The sequence below is a fragment of the Cytobacillus praedii genome (assembly GCF_001439605.1).
Classification (GTDB): Bacteria; Bacillota; Bacilli; order Bacillales; family Cytobacillaceae; genus Cytobacillus; species Cytobacillus praedii.
The window spans coordinates 45,885-62,464 of record NZ_LMBX01000014.1 but is presented as its reverse complement, the minus strand read 5'-3'; the positions used below and the strand labels follow the sequence as shown (position 1 = coordinate 62,464).

17 protein-coding genes are annotated in these 16,580 nt (G+C 35.0%); 6 read left to right on the top strand and 11 right to left on the bottom strand.

Annotated elements, in window-relative coordinates; translation table 11 throughout:
* Positions 1-252: 252 nt before the first annotated feature.
* Positions 253-1,167 (bottom strand): aminoglycoside phosphotransferase family protein, encoded by a 915-nt coding sequence (locus ASU02_RS15360; protein ID WP_057765150.1) that lies wholly within the window; start codon positions 1,165-1,167, stop codon positions 253-255.
* 616 nt (positions 1,168-1,783) lie between these two features.
* On the opposite strand from ASU02_RS15360, the gene ASU02_RS15355 reads away from it, so the two are divergent.
* The 3 genes from ASU02_RS15355 to cydS are packed head-to-tail and all read left to right on the top strand — an operon-like array spanning position 1,784 to position 4,264.
* On the top strand, positions 1,784-3,130 hold the full coding sequence (locus ASU02_RS15355; protein ID WP_057765148.1) for a cytochrome ubiquinol oxidase subunit I: 1,347 nt from the start codon (positions 1,784-1,786) through the stop codon (positions 3,128-3,130).
* The gene (locus tag ASU02_RS15350; protein ID WP_057765145.1) at positions 3,127-4,152 is read left to right on the top strand and encodes a cytochrome d ubiquinol oxidase subunit II; all 1,026 of its coding nucleotides are present in this window, start codon (positions 3,127-3,129) and stop codon (positions 4,150-4,152) included. The genes ASU02_RS15355 and ASU02_RS15350 overlap by 4 nt, the downstream gene beginning before the upstream one ends.
* Positions 4,153-4,165: 13 nt before the next feature.
* Positions 4,166-4,264: a cytochrome bd oxidase small subunit CydS gene (gene cydS, locus ASU02_RS27390; protein WP_408607280.1), complete on the top strand. Its 99-nt coding sequence runs from the start codon at positions 4,166-4,168 to the stop codon at positions 4,262-4,264.
* A gap of 68 nt (positions 4,265-4,332) precedes the next feature.
* Here the strand turns inward: cydS and ASU02_RS15345 are convergent, their stop codons facing one another.
* The 7 genes from ASU02_RS15345 to ASU02_RS15320 all read right to left on the bottom strand — a co-directional run bounded on the left by ASU02_RS15345 (position 4,333) and on the right by ASU02_RS15320 (position 8,582).
* On the bottom strand, positions 4,333-4,791 hold the full coding sequence (locus ASU02_RS15345; RefSeq protein WP_057765143.1) for a hypothetical protein: 459 nt from the start codon (positions 4,789-4,791) through the stop codon (positions 4,333-4,335).
* Between the two features lie 263 nt (positions 4,792-5,054).
* A complete protein-coding gene (locus ASU02_RS15340) occupies positions 5,055-5,267 on the bottom strand; it encodes a DUF3951 domain-containing protein (RefSeq protein WP_057765141.1) in 213 nt (70 codons plus the stop codon).
* Between the two features lie 29 nt (positions 5,268-5,296).
* Positions 5,297-5,593 carry a DUF3658 domain-containing protein gene (locus ASU02_RS27385; RefSeq protein ID WP_082631819.1) on the bottom strand — a complete coding sequence of 99 codons (297 nt, stop codon included), beginning with the start codon at positions 5,591-5,593 and terminating at the stop codon, positions 5,297-5,299.
* 9 nt (positions 5,594-5,602) lie between these two features.
* The gene (locus ASU02_RS15335; RefSeq protein WP_057765139.1) at positions 5,603-6,271 is read right to left on the bottom strand and encodes a DUF1835 domain-containing protein; all 669 of its coding nucleotides are present in this window, start codon (positions 6,269-6,271) and stop codon (positions 5,603-5,605) included.
* Between the two features lie 152 nt (positions 6,272-6,423).
* On the bottom strand, positions 6,424-6,894 hold the full coding sequence (locus tag ASU02_RS15330) for a GNAT family N-acetyltransferase (protein ID WP_057765137.1): 471 nt from the start codon (positions 6,892-6,894) through the stop codon (positions 6,424-6,426).
* A 36-nt stretch (positions 6,895-6,930) separates the two neighbouring features.
* Complete coding sequence (locus ASU02_RS15325) at positions 6,931-7,542, bottom strand: hypothetical protein (protein WP_057765135.1); 612 nt, start codon at positions 7,540-7,542, stop codon at positions 6,931-6,933.
* Between the two features lie 26 nt (positions 7,543-7,568).
* Positions 7,569-8,582 (bottom strand): S66 family peptidase, encoded by a 1,014-nt coding sequence (locus tag ASU02_RS15320; protein ID WP_057765133.1) that lies wholly within the window; start codon positions 8,580-8,582, stop codon positions 7,569-7,571.
* 271 nt (positions 8,583-8,853) lie between these two features.
* On the opposite strand from ASU02_RS15320, the gene ASU02_RS15315 reads away from it, so the two are divergent.
* The 3 genes from ASU02_RS15315 (at position 8,854) to ASU02_RS15305 (ending at position 13,136) form a co-directional block, all read left to right on the top strand.
* Positions 8,854-10,047, top strand: a complete 1,194-nt coding sequence (locus ASU02_RS15315; RefSeq protein WP_057765131.1) for a chromate transporter — start codon at positions 8,854-8,856, stop codon at positions 10,045-10,047.
* Positions 10,048-10,243: 196 nt separating this feature from the next.
* Positions 10,244-11,791 (top strand): sensor domain-containing diguanylate cyclase, encoded by a 1,548-nt coding sequence (locus tag ASU02_RS15310; protein WP_057765129.1) that lies wholly within the window; start codon positions 10,244-10,246, stop codon positions 11,789-11,791.
* A 112-nt stretch (positions 11,792-11,903) separates the two neighbouring features.
* Positions 11,904-13,136 (top strand): MFS transporter, encoded by a 1,233-nt coding sequence (locus tag ASU02_RS15305; RefSeq protein ID WP_057765127.1) that lies wholly within the window; start codon positions 11,904-11,906, stop codon positions 13,134-13,136.
* Positions 13,137-13,139: 3 nt separating this feature from the next.
* Here ASU02_RS15305 and ASU02_RS15300 read toward each other — a convergent pair whose 3' ends face one another.
* The 3 genes from ASU02_RS15300 to ASU02_RS15290 form a co-directional block, all read right to left on the bottom strand.
* The gene (locus ASU02_RS15300) at positions 13,140-14,045 is read right to left on the bottom strand and encodes an AraC family transcriptional regulator (protein WP_232426265.1); all 906 of its coding nucleotides are present in this window, start codon (positions 14,043-14,045) and stop codon (positions 13,140-13,142) included.
* 14 nt (positions 14,046-14,059) lie between these two features.
* Positions 14,060-14,779, bottom strand: a complete 720-nt coding sequence (locus tag ASU02_RS15295; RefSeq protein WP_057765126.1) for an ABC transporter permease — start codon at positions 14,777-14,779, stop codon at positions 14,060-14,062.
* Positions 14,780-14,875: 96 nt separating this feature from the next.
* A complete protein-coding gene (locus ASU02_RS15290) occupies positions 14,876-15,997 on the bottom strand; it encodes a serine hydrolase (RefSeq protein WP_057765123.1) in 1,122 nt (373 codons plus the stop codon).
* Positions 15,998-16,580: the final 583 nt, after the last annotated feature.

Sequence of the window (16,580 nt, the reverse complement as noted above, 5' to 3'; positions counted from 1 at the left end):
CTTTCGAATTGTAAAAATTATATAAAAGGATGAATACTCAGTTAATGATGCCTATTTTACACTGCAGCAATCACCTTTTATTATTTCAGTTTCCATACCCCTTTTCTATGCAAATAGACTGTTAACATAAAAATAGCCCCAAATGCTAATCCTATTTTGAAATAGCCTAAAAAAAGAGTCAATAAGCATTGCTTTAGTAGATGTATAGCAAAAAAATTTACTCGTGGTTAAATACAATCATGGCAATTTTTTTTATAAGCATTTATTTATTTCACTGATTAACAATTGAACGCGCTTTAGATAGTATTCCCCTTTATCTTTATCATTTAAAAACGAAATAAACAATATTGAGAGCATGAGAGCCGTATCAAGCCGATAGATTAATTGGATCACATCCTCTGTATTTTTAAGTAGTTCTGTTTCGTTATATCCTTCTAAAAAGGCCTCTGCATTTAATTCTTGTGTCTCTAATATTCTCATTAATTCCATTATTGGATTCCCAATAAATGCATTATCCCAATCGATTATGGATTGAACGATTCCATTTTCACCTATGATATTTGGTCTTCTTACATCCAGGTGCAAGAGGCGGTTTTTTATATTAGAAGTATCCAATATGGTCTCTAATATTCCTGAATCTGGAACGATGATATCAGTATTTATCAGTTTCCCTAATGATATTGCTCGTTCTGCTATTCTTTCAGAGATTATTCTACTTAATGTTCGTTCTTTTTGATCTATAATGAATAAGTCGTTTAGAGGGACTTTATGTATTTTTGATAGTAGCTTCCCTATAGAATATGATGAAATTTTTTGGTTATCTCCAGAAATAAAATCAGATACTAGAAAATTAATGTCATTCCCAATATATAGCTGATGTATTTTAGGAACAGGAATTTGATGTTTAGCACAATGCTTTGCTATCGCTGCTTCTTTTTGTAAAGAAATAATTCCGCTTGAATTTTTGTCCATCATCCGTTCTTCCGATCTCCATGGTGTTCGAACCGCAAGCAACCCTCTTTCCCTTTCCCTAATTAAAAATACGGCATTTATAACTCCGCTGCCAATTAAACGTATATCTTCATCAATCTGCCATTTCATTCCATTCATTAATACATGAGTAACTTTTTGACTTAATTTTTTTAATTCTGTATTTGATAAATTCATCTATTTGCATTCCTTTGTCTAGTTTATGTGAATCCATACAAACTGCTTATTCTATGAGACTTAAATCCATATACCTTTTTCTAAATTATTAAGAAACAATTAAAATTAAATTCCATGTTAAACTCCTATTCTAATTGAGTATACCAGCAGTTATGAAATATGCATTTAGCATTTACGTGGTTTAGTTAGATAACAATATGTGTTTCATTCACTCACCTTGCTCTAAAATATTCATCGAAATTTGCACCACCTACAACAATTTGGATCTCCATTGGCTCCATTTGAGGATTAAAATTCAAGACCATACATTTTCTTTAAATATAAAATTCTTGACTTAGAGTAAGAATATAAAATTTTGAGTATCTTTTCTTATTTTCATACTAACAGATTATGGTATTTTCTGATATTCTGTCCGCAAAATATTATCGCAATATTCTTTCTTACATCAAACTCCCTTTTATAGAAAATAATATATAAAGGACAGAATGAAGGAGTGATCATTCATGTATAAAAATCACGAAAGAAAATTAACTTGGCTGGTATTTATTGTTGCGCTAATTATGGGATTATCATTTATTGGCCGAGCTTTTGCAGGATAAGAAAAGGAGTTTTTGAAATGGGAAATGAAGAAGCTGTTTTCTTCAGTCGGGTTTTAACTGAAATGACTTTGTCCTTCCATATTATTTATGCCACCATTGGGGTTGGCATCCCCCTAATGATTATGATGGCTCAATGGGTTGGGATAAAGAAGCAGGACGAACATTATATTCTATTAGCCAGGAGATGGACCCGCGGCTATGTAATCACAGTTGCAGTTGGTGTTGTGACTGGTACTGCGATAGGCTTACAGCTCTCCCTCCTATGGCCAAACTTTATGGAGCTTGCAGGGAATGTAATTGCCCTCCCTTTATTCATGGAAACATTTGCCTTTTTCTTTGAAGCAATATTCCTAGGCATTTATCTATATACATGGGATCGGTTTGAAAACCAGAAAAAGCATTTGCTGCTACTAATTCCAGTAGCTCTAGGTGCTTCTTTTTCGGCAATTTTTATTACAATTGTAAATGCTTTTATGAATGCACCCCAAGGTTTTGACATAGTAGATGGACATTTAGTAAATATTAAACCCTTGCTAGCTATGTTTAATCCTGCAATGCCTACTAAGGTTGCGCATGTTCTTGTGTCAGCTTATATGACCTCTGCCTTTGTTCTCGCATCTATTGCTGCTTTCCGTTTACTGAAAGGCTCTAATCATCTCTATCATAAAAAGGCATTATTCTTCACTATGAAAGTTGGGTTAATATTTACAATTGCAACGGTTATCATTGGTGATTTCTCTGGTAAGTATTTAGCTGAATATCAGCCAGAGAAATTAGCTGCGGCAGAATGGCATTTTGATACGGAGGGAAAAGCTCCTCTAATCCTATATGGAATACTTGAGGATGGTGAAGTGAAATATGCGTTGAAAATCCCATTTGCCCTTAGCATTTTAGCCCATGGAATTCCTAGCTATGAAGTCGTTGGACTCAATGATTTTAAGAAGGATGAAACACCTCCGCTATATATCCACTATTTATTCGATGCGATGGTTACAATCGGCATGTTGATGTTAGTGCTATCTATCGCATTTATTGCTGGTTTATGGAGGAAGTGGACGTTCATCAGTTCCAAATGGTATCGATCGTTGATTGTCATAGGTGGTCCGCTCTCCATTCTTGCAATTGAGGCAGGGTGGTGGCTTGATGAGGTTGGACGTCAGCCCTGGGTTTTACGAGGAATTATGAAAACAAAAGATGCTGCGACATCAAGCGGCCAAGTAGATACGATGCTTATTTTATTTGCAGGTTTATATATAATTTTAGGAATAGGCAGTATCATTGTTCTTTCAAGAATGTTTCGTAAGAACACAATTGAGCAGGAGCTAGCTGATCGAGTAACAGAGGAAGCAGGTGAACTGGATTGACTCTTGAAGTGATCGGAATTTCTGTCCTTTGGTTATTCCTTTTTGGGTATATTATCATTGCTTCGATTGATTTTGGTGCAGGATTCTTTAATGCTTATAGTCTATACAGAGGTAAACAGCATATTCTAACGAAAATTATCCAGAGGTACTTATCCCCTGTTTGGGAGGTTACAAACGTTTTTCTTGTGTTTTTCTTTGTAGGAATTGTCGGCTTTTTCCCAAAAACAGCGTATTTTTACGGTACAACTTTACTAGTTCCTGTGAGCATAGCGATCATTTTGCTCGCTATTAGAGGCTCCTATTATGCATTTACAACCTATGGGGGTCTTAAACAAAAAATATATGTCTTTTTATATGGGGTATCAGGGCTATTTATACCCGCTTCATTATCCATAGTAATATCGATTTCAGAAGGAGGTTTTGTCACGCTGGAGCAAACAGGTCCTGTACTCGATTATTTAAAGCTTTTTACAAGCCCATTAAGTTGGAGCATTGTTGTTTTAAGTTTGACAGCCGTATTATATATTTCAGCTGTATTTTTGACATGGTATGCAGATCATGCTAATGACATAGAAGCGACTGAACTTATGCGGAAATATTCTCTTATTTGGGCAGGTCCTTGTATTCTTACCGCAACTGGAATAATCGTTGAAATGCACGGACATAATCATGAGCATTATACTCGCTTAATACATTTATGGTGGTTGTTTGCGTTCTCACTCATACTATTTGTTGGAACAGTTTATTTACTATGGAAGCGAATCAGATATGGTCTTGCATTTGGACTTTTAACGGGGCAATTTGCACTTGCCTTTTTTGCCTATGGCATTTCTCATTACCCATACTTACTATATCCACATCTTACTATTTATGACGGTTTTACTAATGAAGCCATGGCAACAGCTTTAATATTTGCTTTCCTTGCAGGACTTGCATTATTAATTCCATCATTGATTCTGCTTCTCAGATTGTTTTTGTTTAATAAGGAATATGTACAAGGAAAACAAAGCAATCATCCTTAAAAGGAGAGATTTCATGAGTCATTTTCTAATTTTTTATGCTCCATTTATAGTTGTATGTCTATCAATCGCAGTTTCTTTTTGGGCCGTGTCTAAAGATGATCTAGTGGAATAATCTGTACAAGAAAAAAATCACCACATTTATCAAGTTGTGGTGATTTTTATTTTTTATACTCTCCCTTTCTAACCCTTTATGAAGGTTTCCTTGATAGTTTGAAAACCATACAAAAGGAGAGATTTGAAAAAGAAAAGCAATGATAATTGGATTTTTTTTAAACGTCCAAGTGTCCCAATTCCTATGTATTGAAGGAAATTCACAAATGCATATGTGAAAAATGTATCAATAATGAGATTTAAAATAATATATCGATAGAAATTTCGGTATGTAAATTTTAAAATCCAAAGCGAGCCAATTAGAAATGGACCCCATATTAAAGGAAACTCACCTTGTATATTCGGATGAATTTTAACATGAAACCACCACCATCTTCTTTTTTTGGCAATGAAACTTTCTATGGTAACAATAATTGAAATAAATATACCTGCAGATAAATATCTTTTGATTGATTTTTTGCCGATTAAGGGGATGGTTAACCAAGGGAGAATCATTATTAAGAGCATGATCAATTTTTGCTGCCTCATAGGTTATACACCTTTTGAGAAACGTTTTGTCTTGCTGCCAATGAAGGATATAGGATACTTATATAAAAGATCATAATTATTTACTCCTTCTATATTAGACTTTCATTTTTCTTCAAAACCTTTTGTAATCAATCAGTTTTGAGAATTCTCAACAATCTTAGTCCATCATGGTATATTATTCCCTTAAAAGAAAAATATATTTACTCAACTTAAGTGTGCAAAAAAAAGATATCCCCTACTTGGGATACCCTGTCAAACACTGTTTACCGATTTTTATCGTCGCCTTCGTCCTCATTCACAGCTATAATTTCTTGCTCCTCATGGTATTCCACTTCAGCTTGACCAGTGATTTTATCAAATGGAGTATAGAAAGGCGCCACACTTTTCTTTTTGACAAACACTTTATAAAAACAAATTATTACTAACATTACGATAACGAAAGGTAATCCTAATGCCATGAGATTCATTGGATTCATCAGTTTATCTCCCATAAGGAAATTTTTAATTATCTCAGCTTCACGCTATAGTGTCTCATCGATTTAGGTACACCCTTTAATTCGAGTACCCCATTGTATATTAAATATCTAATTCTATATTCCAAAAAGGAATCGCTAACGAATTCTTCCATCATTTGCTCCAGCATTTCTCCAATCACTTTAGATGCCCTGATAAAATCTTTATGCACCTGTTCTCTATGTATCTTTTTAATTATTTGAATGATTAATGAGTCATAATGATTTTCAGAGACGCTACTTATTTCATTATTCCGCCATAGGCGAAGAACTCCCTTTGATTGCGCCAGTGATTTCCATTATCTTACATATTGTTCACGATCTTCTAGAGATAATGGGTGACTATTCTTTCCTTGTTCGAAAATAAGCTTAATGTGATCAGGTGTCATTTGACTAGTATGGTAAATGGGTAGATGATGATTAATAAGTTTTTGATAGAGGACAGCAGAATTTATGAGAAAGACAGCATTTGCTTTTCCGCTTAGCAGCTGCAAGATAAAACGGACACCAATTTGCTCGAGTGTATTATTTCCAACCCATATGTAAATAGGAACCCCCTCTTCTATGTCTTCTATTTCAAGCAACGTATTGGCAAATCTCATTTCGTTTTCATAATCATCTTGAAACTCCATGTTAATATTGTCAAAAAGCCATTCATTTCGATAAGCCTGACCTTCTTCCCTATCAAGCTTCCACAATGGTCCAAATGAAAAAAACTCTGAAAATGCAAGCACTTTCCTTGGCCTATCTATACTATACCTAATGGTTCCAGCTGCCGACTCTGTTGAAACAATGTGTATCGGTCCATCGTTGATTACACGGTGTTTTTGAATTTGTTTATTAATGAATTTTGTCATCTTGTAAGTATCGTTTTGTTGAATGAAGTATCCTCGACCAAAAAGTGGGTGCGATTCTTCATGTGTAAATGTATTAAATTCTTCCGGATGATTCAATTCATACGTTTCCAAACTTCCACCATCTAAAAACCTTGAGACGGTTAAGTAATCATTCGTTTCAATTTTATATACAAATACGACAGCTGGCTCCATAAAAAAATAGATAAATGGATAATTTACTTTTGTTCGTATGAAAAACCATTCCCCTCCGAATAATCCTGCGTTTATTCCTTTATCATTGTTAAGAAAATAGTTGAATTATTCGCAAATTCAATTTTACGTTCAAACCCAAGTTTTTCATACAAACGAATGGCACGCTGATTAAACTTAGCAACTGTTAAACGGACGTTATTATCTGTATAAATCTCCCTAATATATTGAAGAAGATAAGAAAAGTATGAGTAACCATAACCCTTCCCTGTTAATTCTGGCTTCATGCCAAGCCCTATATCGATATAACCATCCGAATACGCACCATATTCCAAACCGATTGGAACTTGTGCAGAGCTGCCAATACAGAAAAATCCTATTAAAAAATCATTTTCATTTACGACTGCATAATATGTTTGCTCAAGGAGTTCTTTTATATTTTCTGTACATAGGTCATTATTATAAAAATCATACGGTGCTTCATACTTCCAATTGAGTATTTCCACCGCAAAATGTTCAGTCATTTTTCTGATAAAAAAATTCATCCTGCTTCCCTCTCAAACTTATCTAATCGAAATGTATTAACAACCTTCCTCTACATGAATTTTCACTTCAACTCCTGTTTTCTTGTCACTAAAAATTGAGTTATATTCAATAAAAGAAATAATAAGCCCAGTTGGATCATCCGGTATTGGAGGAGTTACAATGAATTGGTGTGTATATTGACCCGTACCTCCTCTTCCTCCATATGGCCGACAATCATATTGCTTTCCTAAGTTCATTTCAAAGGTACGGTAATTATGTAATTCTTCACGAGAATCATTCGTACCGTCCCAATTGATATCTAAGTGTACAACACTCGCATTCTCAAACTGCCGAATAAAGGTTACAGTGTATATTTTCATATCTATTTCAATAGATTTTAAAATTGGAATATGCTTAATAAAATTAGTTGGTTCAACACGAGGTCTAAATTCATCTTCCATTCTAAGTGCTCCAAATATAGACCTGAGCAAGTCCTCATAAAGTTCGAACTTTCCGGCCCACTTGGTAATGTACTCATCAGGTGGAAATCCGGGATGTTTGTTCGAAAGCACTTTCCTTTCTTTAAATAACATACATATTTGTTCATCAATTACAGATAGACGTTCATCATAATAATCAGTTGGCCGAACAAATCCTTTTTGTTTCATTGATAATCCCCCTGTTTAATCACGAATTATCTAAAGTATTGGCGTACTGTACTTTTCCCTTCCCCTACAATTACTTCAGCATATGATCCATTGATGAAAGTCATTTGTGGAGGTACATGACCGCAATCGATATCATAAATAACTGGAATATCGAGTTCTGCTGATAATTCTAAATAAACATCTTCTACTGTATAGTTTCCTACAGGCGTATTCGCCGCACTTCTGCCAAACAAGATCCCTGCACAATTTTCAAACCAGCCAGCTAATTTCATTTGTACTAAAGACCTTCTTAAATCAGTCGCGGTCATCTCACAATTCTCAAAATACCATAGAAGCGGTTCATCATTAATATAATTCTGTCTAAAGCTTTGTACATTACCAAACGGTGTGCCAATTAAATGCCGGATCATATCAATACAGCCGCCAACTAATCGACCTTCTACTTCAACTTTCCCTTCTGAAATCGTCTTCCAGGAAGTTGGTTCTGTTAAATGGAAGACACAGGGAGTTGGATGATCGTGCTCCCACTTTTCTTGATATTTCTTAGACGAATGCTGCAGCACAGATTCACCATGCTTTTTTGAAAGCACCTTCTCCCACATGGCTGTCGTTTCGTCTGAATATTCCCCTCTTAAATCGATTAAATTTGTTCCATGTGCGGTTGCGATTCCACTTGTTAAAGTGATTGCCAGCAATAAAACACTCGTATCTGAATAACCTAAAACCCACTTATTTTGAATCTGGCTAAAATCAATTTCCTCAAGTATTTCAATCAGCAGCTCACCGCCCCAAGGAGGAAAAATCAGGCCAATATTTTCATCAGCCATCATTTTATTAAATTCCTCGGCACGTTTCTTTGCTGGTGCAGATTTTGCTTTGTCTTGAGTCCAAACTGTATCTCCGCATGTAACATTGAAACCTTTTGACTTCATTCGCTCGCACGATTGTTTTATCAGATCATGCAATTCAGGCTGTACTCCAGAAGATGGCGCCGTTACACCAATTGTTGTTCCCTTATCTAAGAATGGGTAAGTTATCATTTAGACCACGTCCTTAAAGAATATCTATTTACAAATATCAAATCCTCGTAATATGAATAAATTCGACAATTGTTTATCATTCCCTCCTAAAACATTCCAATATAATAATTGTATTAAAATGGATATATTACAATGTAAAGATTTTGTAAATTTTTTGTTGGTCATTCTGCTAAGAACAGAACAAGTGTTATATTTTTAATATTGATAGACTTCAGCGAATCAATCGCTAGAGCTGTAAAATATTAAAACACATGCAAGAGGGTGATCAACTTTGAAATCTCAAAAAACAGAAAGATATTTTTCTAAATTAATTGAAATCCTGATTATTTCAACACGTCTTGGATTCACATCTTTTGGAGGACCCATTGCTCATTTAGGCTACTTTCATGAAGAGTACATTCGCAAGAGAAAATGGATGGATGAAAAAAGCTATGCAGATTTAGTTGCTTTATGTCAATTCCTACCCGGTCCGGCAAGCAGCCAGGTAGGGATTGGAATCGGGGTAATGCGTGCCGGTGTCTTAGGAGGAATTGTATCGTTTCTAGGTTTTACATTGCCTTCAGTCATCGCTCTCATTTTATTTGCACTCTTTCTGCAAACCTTTGATGTCTCAGAAGCAGGATGGATTCATGGATTGAAGATTGTTGCAGTAGTTGTTGTTGCGCATGCTATTTTAGGAATGGGACAGAAACTAACACCAGATTTAAGCAGAAAAGCAATTGCTTTATTTGCATTAGTTGCTTCTTTATTATGGCAAACTGCATTTACTCAAGTTGGGATCATCGTTCTATCTGCACTAATTGGCTATTTCCTTTATAAACAAAATCATGAGAGTCATACTGTAAAAACTCATTTTCCTCTATCCCGAAGGTTAGGTATAGGATGTCTTCTATTATTCTTTAGTTTACTTATAATTTTGCCATTCTTACGCGAATTTACTTCATCCTATTGGATTGCAATGTTCGATAGTTTTTACAGATCCGGTTCGTTAGTGTTTGGCGGCGGTCATGTCGTCCTTCCCTTACTTGAACGTGAATTTGTTCCAAGCGGCTGGATAAGTGAAGAGAGCTTCTTGGCTGGTTACGGTGCTGCACAAGCTGTTCCTGGTCCTCTATTTACATTTGCAGCCTATCTCGGAGCGGTGATGGATGGTTGGAAAGGAGGAATAATTGCTTCGGTCGCTATTTTCTTACCAGCCTTCCTGTTAATATTAGGTACTCTTCCTTTTTGGGATATGCTGCGGCAAAATCCAAAAATTAAAGGTGCATTAATGGGTGTAAACGCTGCTGTTGTCGGAATCTTGATTGCTGCATTGTATTACCCTATTTGGACTAGCTCGATAGTATCTCCAGTGGACTTTGCATTTGCTGGGATTTTATATAGCATGCTCGTTTTTTGGAAACTGCCTTCTTGGATAATTGTTGCCGCTGGGGCATTCGGAGGTTGGATCATCTCCTTAATATGATTGTAGAAAAATAATTAAAGGAGAAAATTTGCGTTCCCTATCTCCACTAAATATTGATATTAATAGAACATCTGCTATTTCCAACATTTCTATGCTTTAAAACATGAATTTCATATTGTTATCCGTTTAAAAATAATAGTATACTCTTCTTAAGGCTATTCAAACTGTGAATAGTACTTTTTTTTGAGGAAATGATATGAAACCAATAAAATTAAGTATAAAATTATTAATTTTACTCTTGTTGAGCTTTGCGATGATTGGCACATATGTTGGCAGTTTAATATCAAGCCAAATAGTAAGCAAAAATACTCTTGAGAAAAATTATTTAATAGAGAATCAATTTTATGCAAAAAAACTGGCTGATACAACAAACATGCATTTTCGTGATATGTTTTCAAATTTAAGTGTCGAAGCAAGAGACGAAGATTATAAAACGTTAGATTCAAAATATATATATAAAGATTTATATGATTTATTGCACTCTACAACTTATTTCAACAGTACCTGGTTTGTTGATCGTAATGGGATTGTTATTGCATCTGTTCCAGATATTAATGTAGAAGGAACAAAAGTAAATTCAATCGGTGCTCGTGAAGCACTAGAGAGAAAAAGACATACAGTTTCGGACCCCTATGTTGGGATAAATGGAAAATTAGTTATATTAATATCTGTTCCAGTTTTTAATGATGTCGGTACATATATTGGCTTTCTTGCTGGAACAATCAATCTGCATGAAGAAAACAGTATTAAGACCATTCTTGGTCAGCATCCTAAGCACCAAAACGATTCATATGTTTATGTTGTTGATTCAAAGGGAAATATCATTTTTCATCCCAATATAAATAGAATAAATGACAATGTTAAAGAAAACGAAGTAGTAAAAGAATTAATAAAAGGTAACAGCGGAAGTCGGGTTGTTATTAATACTTTGGGAGAAAAAATGTTAGCTGGCTATGCCACTGTTGATGCAAATGACTGGGGGATTGTTTCTCAAACCTCACAGATAGCTGTAAATAAACCAACTTACGAACTAGGCAAACAAATTAGCTTCTATACGATCCCATTTATGCTATTTGTATTTGTATTAACGATCTTTATGTTAATAAAAATTGTTGATCCAATTAGGGATTTAGCCATTTATGCTCATCAAGTTACAAAAAACAAACCGGTACCGACAGAAAAAATTCCCGAATGGTATTTTGAGATTAGAGAATTGAAGCGTACATTATTAATCGCAATTGATTTTTACCAGAAAAAGCTCAACTCTGCTGAAAGCGAATCAAAGCGTGATCATCTAACAGGCCTATATAATCGCCGTGCTTTGGAAAAAATGACACTTAGCACAGATCCATTTTCTATTATCCTTTTCGATATTGATCGTTTTAAATTAATAAATGATCAGTATGGCCATCTTAAAGGAGATGAGGTTTTAAGATACATCGCTAAATTAATTTCTGAGATAACGATTGAAAGTGATCTGGGCTTCCGCTGGGGTGGTGAAGAATTTCTGATTATCCTTCCAGAAATCGAACTTGAACAAGCAGTAGTAATTGCGGAGCGTTTGAGGAAAACTTTAGAAACGACGAACAGCCCTACTGGAAAGCCTGTAACCGTTTCAATGGGAGTTGGTCATTTGCCAGAATCAGCAGATAATTTCTCAGAACTTCTGGATCTTACTGATCAAGCGTTATATAAAGCAAAACAAGAAGGAAGAAATAGAATCTTCGCTGCAAGGAATAAATAACAGATAAACCTGTCTCTTACGTATTGAGACAGGTTTCTTTTATTCTATTATCGCAAATTTGGAAAAGAAATAACGTTCATTCCTCTTTAAGATAAATGTAAGGAGGAATGATATGAATCGCTTATTGAACCGTAATCCATATTTTGTATATATCCATACCTGTTTTTTTTCTCAACTATTCTTCACATTTATTTTTACAGTAAATTTGTTGTATCATGTGCAAGTAGTCAATCTCAATCCGATTGAACTGGTATTGGTTGGTACTGTACTTGAACTAACTGTTTTTATTTTTGAAATTCCGACTGGGGTTGTTTCTGATATAAAAAGCAGAAAATTATCAATTATTATTGGATACCTTTTAATTGGTATTGGATTTCTAGTTGAAGGATTGTTTCCAATATTTCTAGCTGTTATTTTTTCACAAATATTATGGGGGATCGGCTATACCTTTACCAGCGGGTCATTACAAGCATGGATTAGTGATGAAATAGGTGAAGAACAGGCGGCTAGTGCATTTGTTAATGGAGCAAAGGCAAGCAACCTTGGTCAAATGATCGCAATTCCTTTAAGCATCGTTACAGGAATATTTATGCTGAACCTGCCTATCATACTTGGCGGACTTTGCATGATCGCTCTCGCTGTTTATTTAATGATTTATATGAAAGAAGAAAAGTTCATCCCATTGAGATTGCAAACACAATCATCTGTATGGATGAATATGAAAACAAATATCAGCAAAATTGCTAACTATTCTAAAGAAATTCGTTTAATAAGATTGCTTTTCCTAATAGCATTGTTTTTCGGATTTTATAGCGAGGGCTTTGATCGTTTATGGCTAACACATTTCATTGACGCATCCCCCCTCACCTATTTCTCCGAAAGAAATATTGTAATTGTAACTGGTGCTATTCAATTTTTGATTGTCCTTTTGTCTTTTGTACTATTGCATGTCATAAATCGAAGCTCTATTCATCAGCATCTTAAATTAATTTATCTCTCTCTATTTATAGGAAGTTTGCTGATTATATGTTCACTAATTGGTTTTTCATACTCTACGTCTATTATTGGTTTGATAAGTTTTTATGTAATTATTCAATTAGCTAGGCAGATTATGCATCCACTCGAAGAAATATGGCTGAATACGGTAATTCCGGAATCATCCGTCCGCGCAACCTTTTTTTCGGTGAAAGGGCAAGTAGATGCAATAGGTCAGATTAGCGGCGGACCAATCATTGGAGGAATCGCTTCATTATTTTCAATTAATACAGCTATCGTGATAAGTGCAATCCTCTTATCCCCGGTGCTTTACTTATTAAAAAAAGTATTAAAAATGTCTAGAGGGTAAGTTTCACCCTCTTCTTTTTTTTACTGGAAGATGAATTTCCATATAAATTTTCTCGTGGTCCCAATGGTGACAATTTTCATCATAATACTCAAAATCATAGCTATCTTCATCAACTTCATAGTCTGAATACGGGAGCCAGTCTTCAATAATATAACGCCAAGTCCCTTTAATAGAAGAAACAAACTGATCTACTTCTACTAACGGAGTCCTAAAAACAGCATATGTCGCTGCAGGAATCTCCCATTTAACCATTTCTGTCGGGATATTAGTATCCTTTTCATAGTCTACTGCAAAAAGAAACGTAAAAAGATTTTCAACTATATCATGACTAATATTAAAGCAATATTCACCATGCTTTTTGGGATTGAGTAATTTATACAGATCTGTCTCAACTGCACCGTCATTAAATCCGCCATCTTCCCAGAAAGCTGGTGCATCTCTCGTAAAAGAAATATTGCCCGCTTGGATTTCAAACTTTTTTCCAGCTACCCAAAAGGCATTTCTTGAAATCATTTTCGGCTGAAGGACGATTCCCCCAACCTCCTTTTGCTGTAATTTCAATAAATCTAGTCTATTCGGGAGAGATACTGGACAATGAAGCTTATAAAGACTAGGAGGACAGCCAAAACATCTCTTAAATGCTTTAGTAAATCCAGCATGCGTGTGAAAGCCGTAATCCATTGCAATTTCAATTATTTTCTTTCCATTTGCAAGCTCATATAAAGCATATTGCAGCTTTCTTCTTAAAACGTATTCCATTATGGAAAAGCCAATATGCTGATTAAATAACCGATAAAAATGAAATGGAGAATAACCGGCAATACGTGCTAAATCCATTGGATTGATCTCTTCCTTAATATGTTCATCTATGTAATCTATAACTTTTTGCAGAATTTGAATTTGTTGCACTCATTTTCATCCTCTTATAATGTAATACTAGTATCCTGTTGGATGGAGATTTCCTTCATAATGTATTTATAATTGAGTAAACAGACGATGATGGCTGCCAATGAGGATACAACTAATAAGGTAAAAATAATAAAAATTTGATATTTTACTGAACCGAAAGGATCTGCACCAGCAAGAATCATACCTGTCATTGTACCAGGGATTTGAATCAGACCGACTGTTTTTAACATATCTACTGTTGGGATCATCGCTATTTTAATAGCCTTTTTCTTCAAAAACTCTTCTTCCATTTCAGGATTGTTTTTCATTGCTTCTAAAACAACCGCACCAGCAATCATCGCATTTCCAATAAACATCCCCCCTACGGGAATTAAATACTGCGCCTCAAGCGGGATAATTTCAAAAACTAGCCAGATACAAATACAGAGAAGAACAGACAGTGCAATTCCGGCAAGTAATATAAAAAATGACTTTTTCCGGTCCAACCCTCTCTTAGATGCATTTAATGAAGCAATAATCATCATGAGAAAAATATAGCCAAATACGACGAAAACATTTTCTAAAGAAAACAAAAATGAAATAAAAAATCCTAATAATAATAATTGAATAAATCCTCTTATCGAAGAATAGAGGATATCTTTGCCCATCCCTAACTTTTGATTCATTGAAATAATAATCGGGACAAAAACAAATAACAGAATAATGAATAATGCGAGATTACTAATTTCTTGCATGAATAAAACCTCCCATTATTCATTTTAGGCTTTTTTGCGGAGAAATCTACTATTTTATAGGAATCCATAATAAAAGAAGGGTATATCCGTGCCTTTCTACAAATGTGAAAACTCTGACCTTATAAGTTCTCTAAATTCTGAATCCCTGAGAAACCTCAGCTGAAACTCGTTCAGCACTCGAGAAAGTTTTGTTTGCTCTATTAAAGATAATTCATTGGCGAAAAAGGCTAATTCGGTTTGATTGCCTTCCTTATCAGTTGCATACATTGCCATAGTTATTACAAATGCAGTGGAGCCCCCTTTTTGCCCTGCATGTTGGAGCCAATCACTATTTTCAGGTTTACCCATTAATTGCTCCATAATTGGATCCAAATAGTCATAAACATTCTTATTAAAAAACTCTTTGCTGTTCAGCTTCTTCATTATAGATGCATATGTTTCTGTTGTTGAACGTGTTATACGATCCGACCAGACTTTTTGAAATTTCATATTCAACACTTTAATTAGTTTTTGCTTTTCTCGAGGAATTAGCGGTTTGGAGAGAAGGTTCTTATGAATAGCTATTGCGCGATTTCGATAGTCGTTCATGGCCATCTGTTTGAGCTCATGCAGCGTCTCTTTTTTGGATAAATTCATTTCTGTCATTAGACTTGAAGGAATAAACAGTGAGCTAACAATCGGATAGATTGGCTCATGATTGGTTATTTCTAGGCTTTCAGCCACACGATTGATTTTTTCCAATCCAAGAACTTGAATCAGATAATCAGTATTTGCATTAGAGCTGAATGCAATCATACCCTTTGCAATCTCACTTAATGGTACATAATCAATGTTGGCCTTCTTAAATTGTGCAAGCCATGCCTCATGGGCACCACCATCTGTTCTCGGTACATAATATAAATCTAGTTCTTGCAAACTTACCATCTTCTTCGGATCAATCCGACCATCTGCCGCTTGCTGCGCAAATTCAATTGCTACCATAATTTTAACCGTGCTTGCTAAAGGTTGAGGAATCTTTTCATTCACTTCTGCCCATTTTTCATTGTTATAATTAATAGATAATGAAACATTTCCATTCTCCGCATTCCTTTTAATAAACTCAATAATATAATTAGCATCCAACTTCATTATTTCTCTTCGGTACTTATAAAAACCAATTCCGTTAATCAATGCAAGTACAAATACTATCCCACCAATAGCCCATAGAACAATTTCCAAATTTTGTCCCCCCTTTCATTCACTCCATTCTCTATACGAGAATACACTGTAAAAGTTTCAAGTTCTCGCCAGGGTTGATCTACAGTTTTGCCTATTTAAGGTTGGGGACTTCATCCCCTCTATGTAGACCTCTTTTTACGTTTTTTTATCAAGTTGGGCTTTCATTCCTTTCATGAAGGCACATTTTCACGGTTAATTACCAAGTAGGGGGGGGCATCCCCTTAATGAAGGCCTCTTTTTATGTTTTTTTATCAAGTTTGGGCTTTCATTCCTTTCATGAAGGCACATTTTCACGCTTTTTTATCAAATTAGGGCTTTCATTCCTTTCACGAAGGCCTCTTTTCACGCTTTTTTATCAAATTAGGGCTTTCATTCCTTTCACGAAGGCCTCTTTTCACGTTTTTTATCAAATTAGGGACTTCATCCCTTCGTTGAAGACCTCTTTTCACGTCTTTTTATCAAGTTTGGGCTTTCATTCCTTTCATGAAGGCCTTTTTTCACGTCTTTTTATCAAGTTTAGGCTTTCATCTATTTGATGAAGACCCTTTTTTTCGTTTTTTTATCAAGTTTGGGCTTTCATCCA

Excerpts from the sequence above, each read along its gene's own strand:
- ASU02_RS15355 (WP_057765148.1), top strand. The coding sequence starts at position 1,784 with ATGGGAAATGAAGAAGCTGTTTTCTTCAGTCGGGTTTTAACTGAAATG.
- ASU02_RS15325 (WP_057765135.1), bottom strand. The coding sequence starts at position 7,542 with ATGAAACAAAAAGGATTTGTTCGGCCAACTGATTATTATGATGAACGT.
- ASU02_RS15340 (WP_057765141.1), bottom strand. The coding sequence starts at position 5,267 with ATGAATCCAATGAATCTCATGGCATTAGGATTACCTTTCGTTATCGTA.
- ASU02_RS15305 (WP_057765127.1), top strand. The coding sequence starts at position 11,904 with ATGAATCGCTTATTGAACCGTAATCCATATTTTGTATATATCCATACC.
- cydS (WP_408607280.1), top strand. The coding sequence starts at position 4,166 with ATGAGTCATTTTCTAATTTTTTATGCTCCATTTATAGTTGTATGTCTA.
- ASU02_RS15320 (WP_057765133.1), bottom strand. The coding sequence starts at position 8,582 with ATGATAACTTACCCATTCTTAGATAAGGGAACAACAATTGGTGTAACG.
- ASU02_RS15345 (WP_057765143.1), bottom strand. The coding sequence starts at position 4,791 with ATGAGGCAGCAAAAATTGATCATGCTCTTAATAATGATTCTCCCTTGG.
- ASU02_RS15330 (WP_057765137.1), bottom strand. The coding sequence starts at position 6,894 with ATGAATTTTTTTATCAGAAAAATGACTGAACATTTTGCGGTGGAAATA.
- ASU02_RS15360 (WP_057765150.1), bottom strand. The coding sequence starts at position 1,167 with ATGAATTTATCAAATACAGAATTAAAAAAATTAAGTCAAAAAGTTACT.
- ASU02_RS15310 (WP_057765129.1), top strand. The coding sequence starts at position 10,244 with ATGAAACCAATAAAATTAAGTATAAAATTATTAATTTTACTCTTGTTG.
- ASU02_RS15295 (WP_057765126.1), bottom strand. The coding sequence starts at position 14,779 with ATGCAAGAAATTAGTAATCTCGCATTATTCATTATTCTGTTATTTGTT.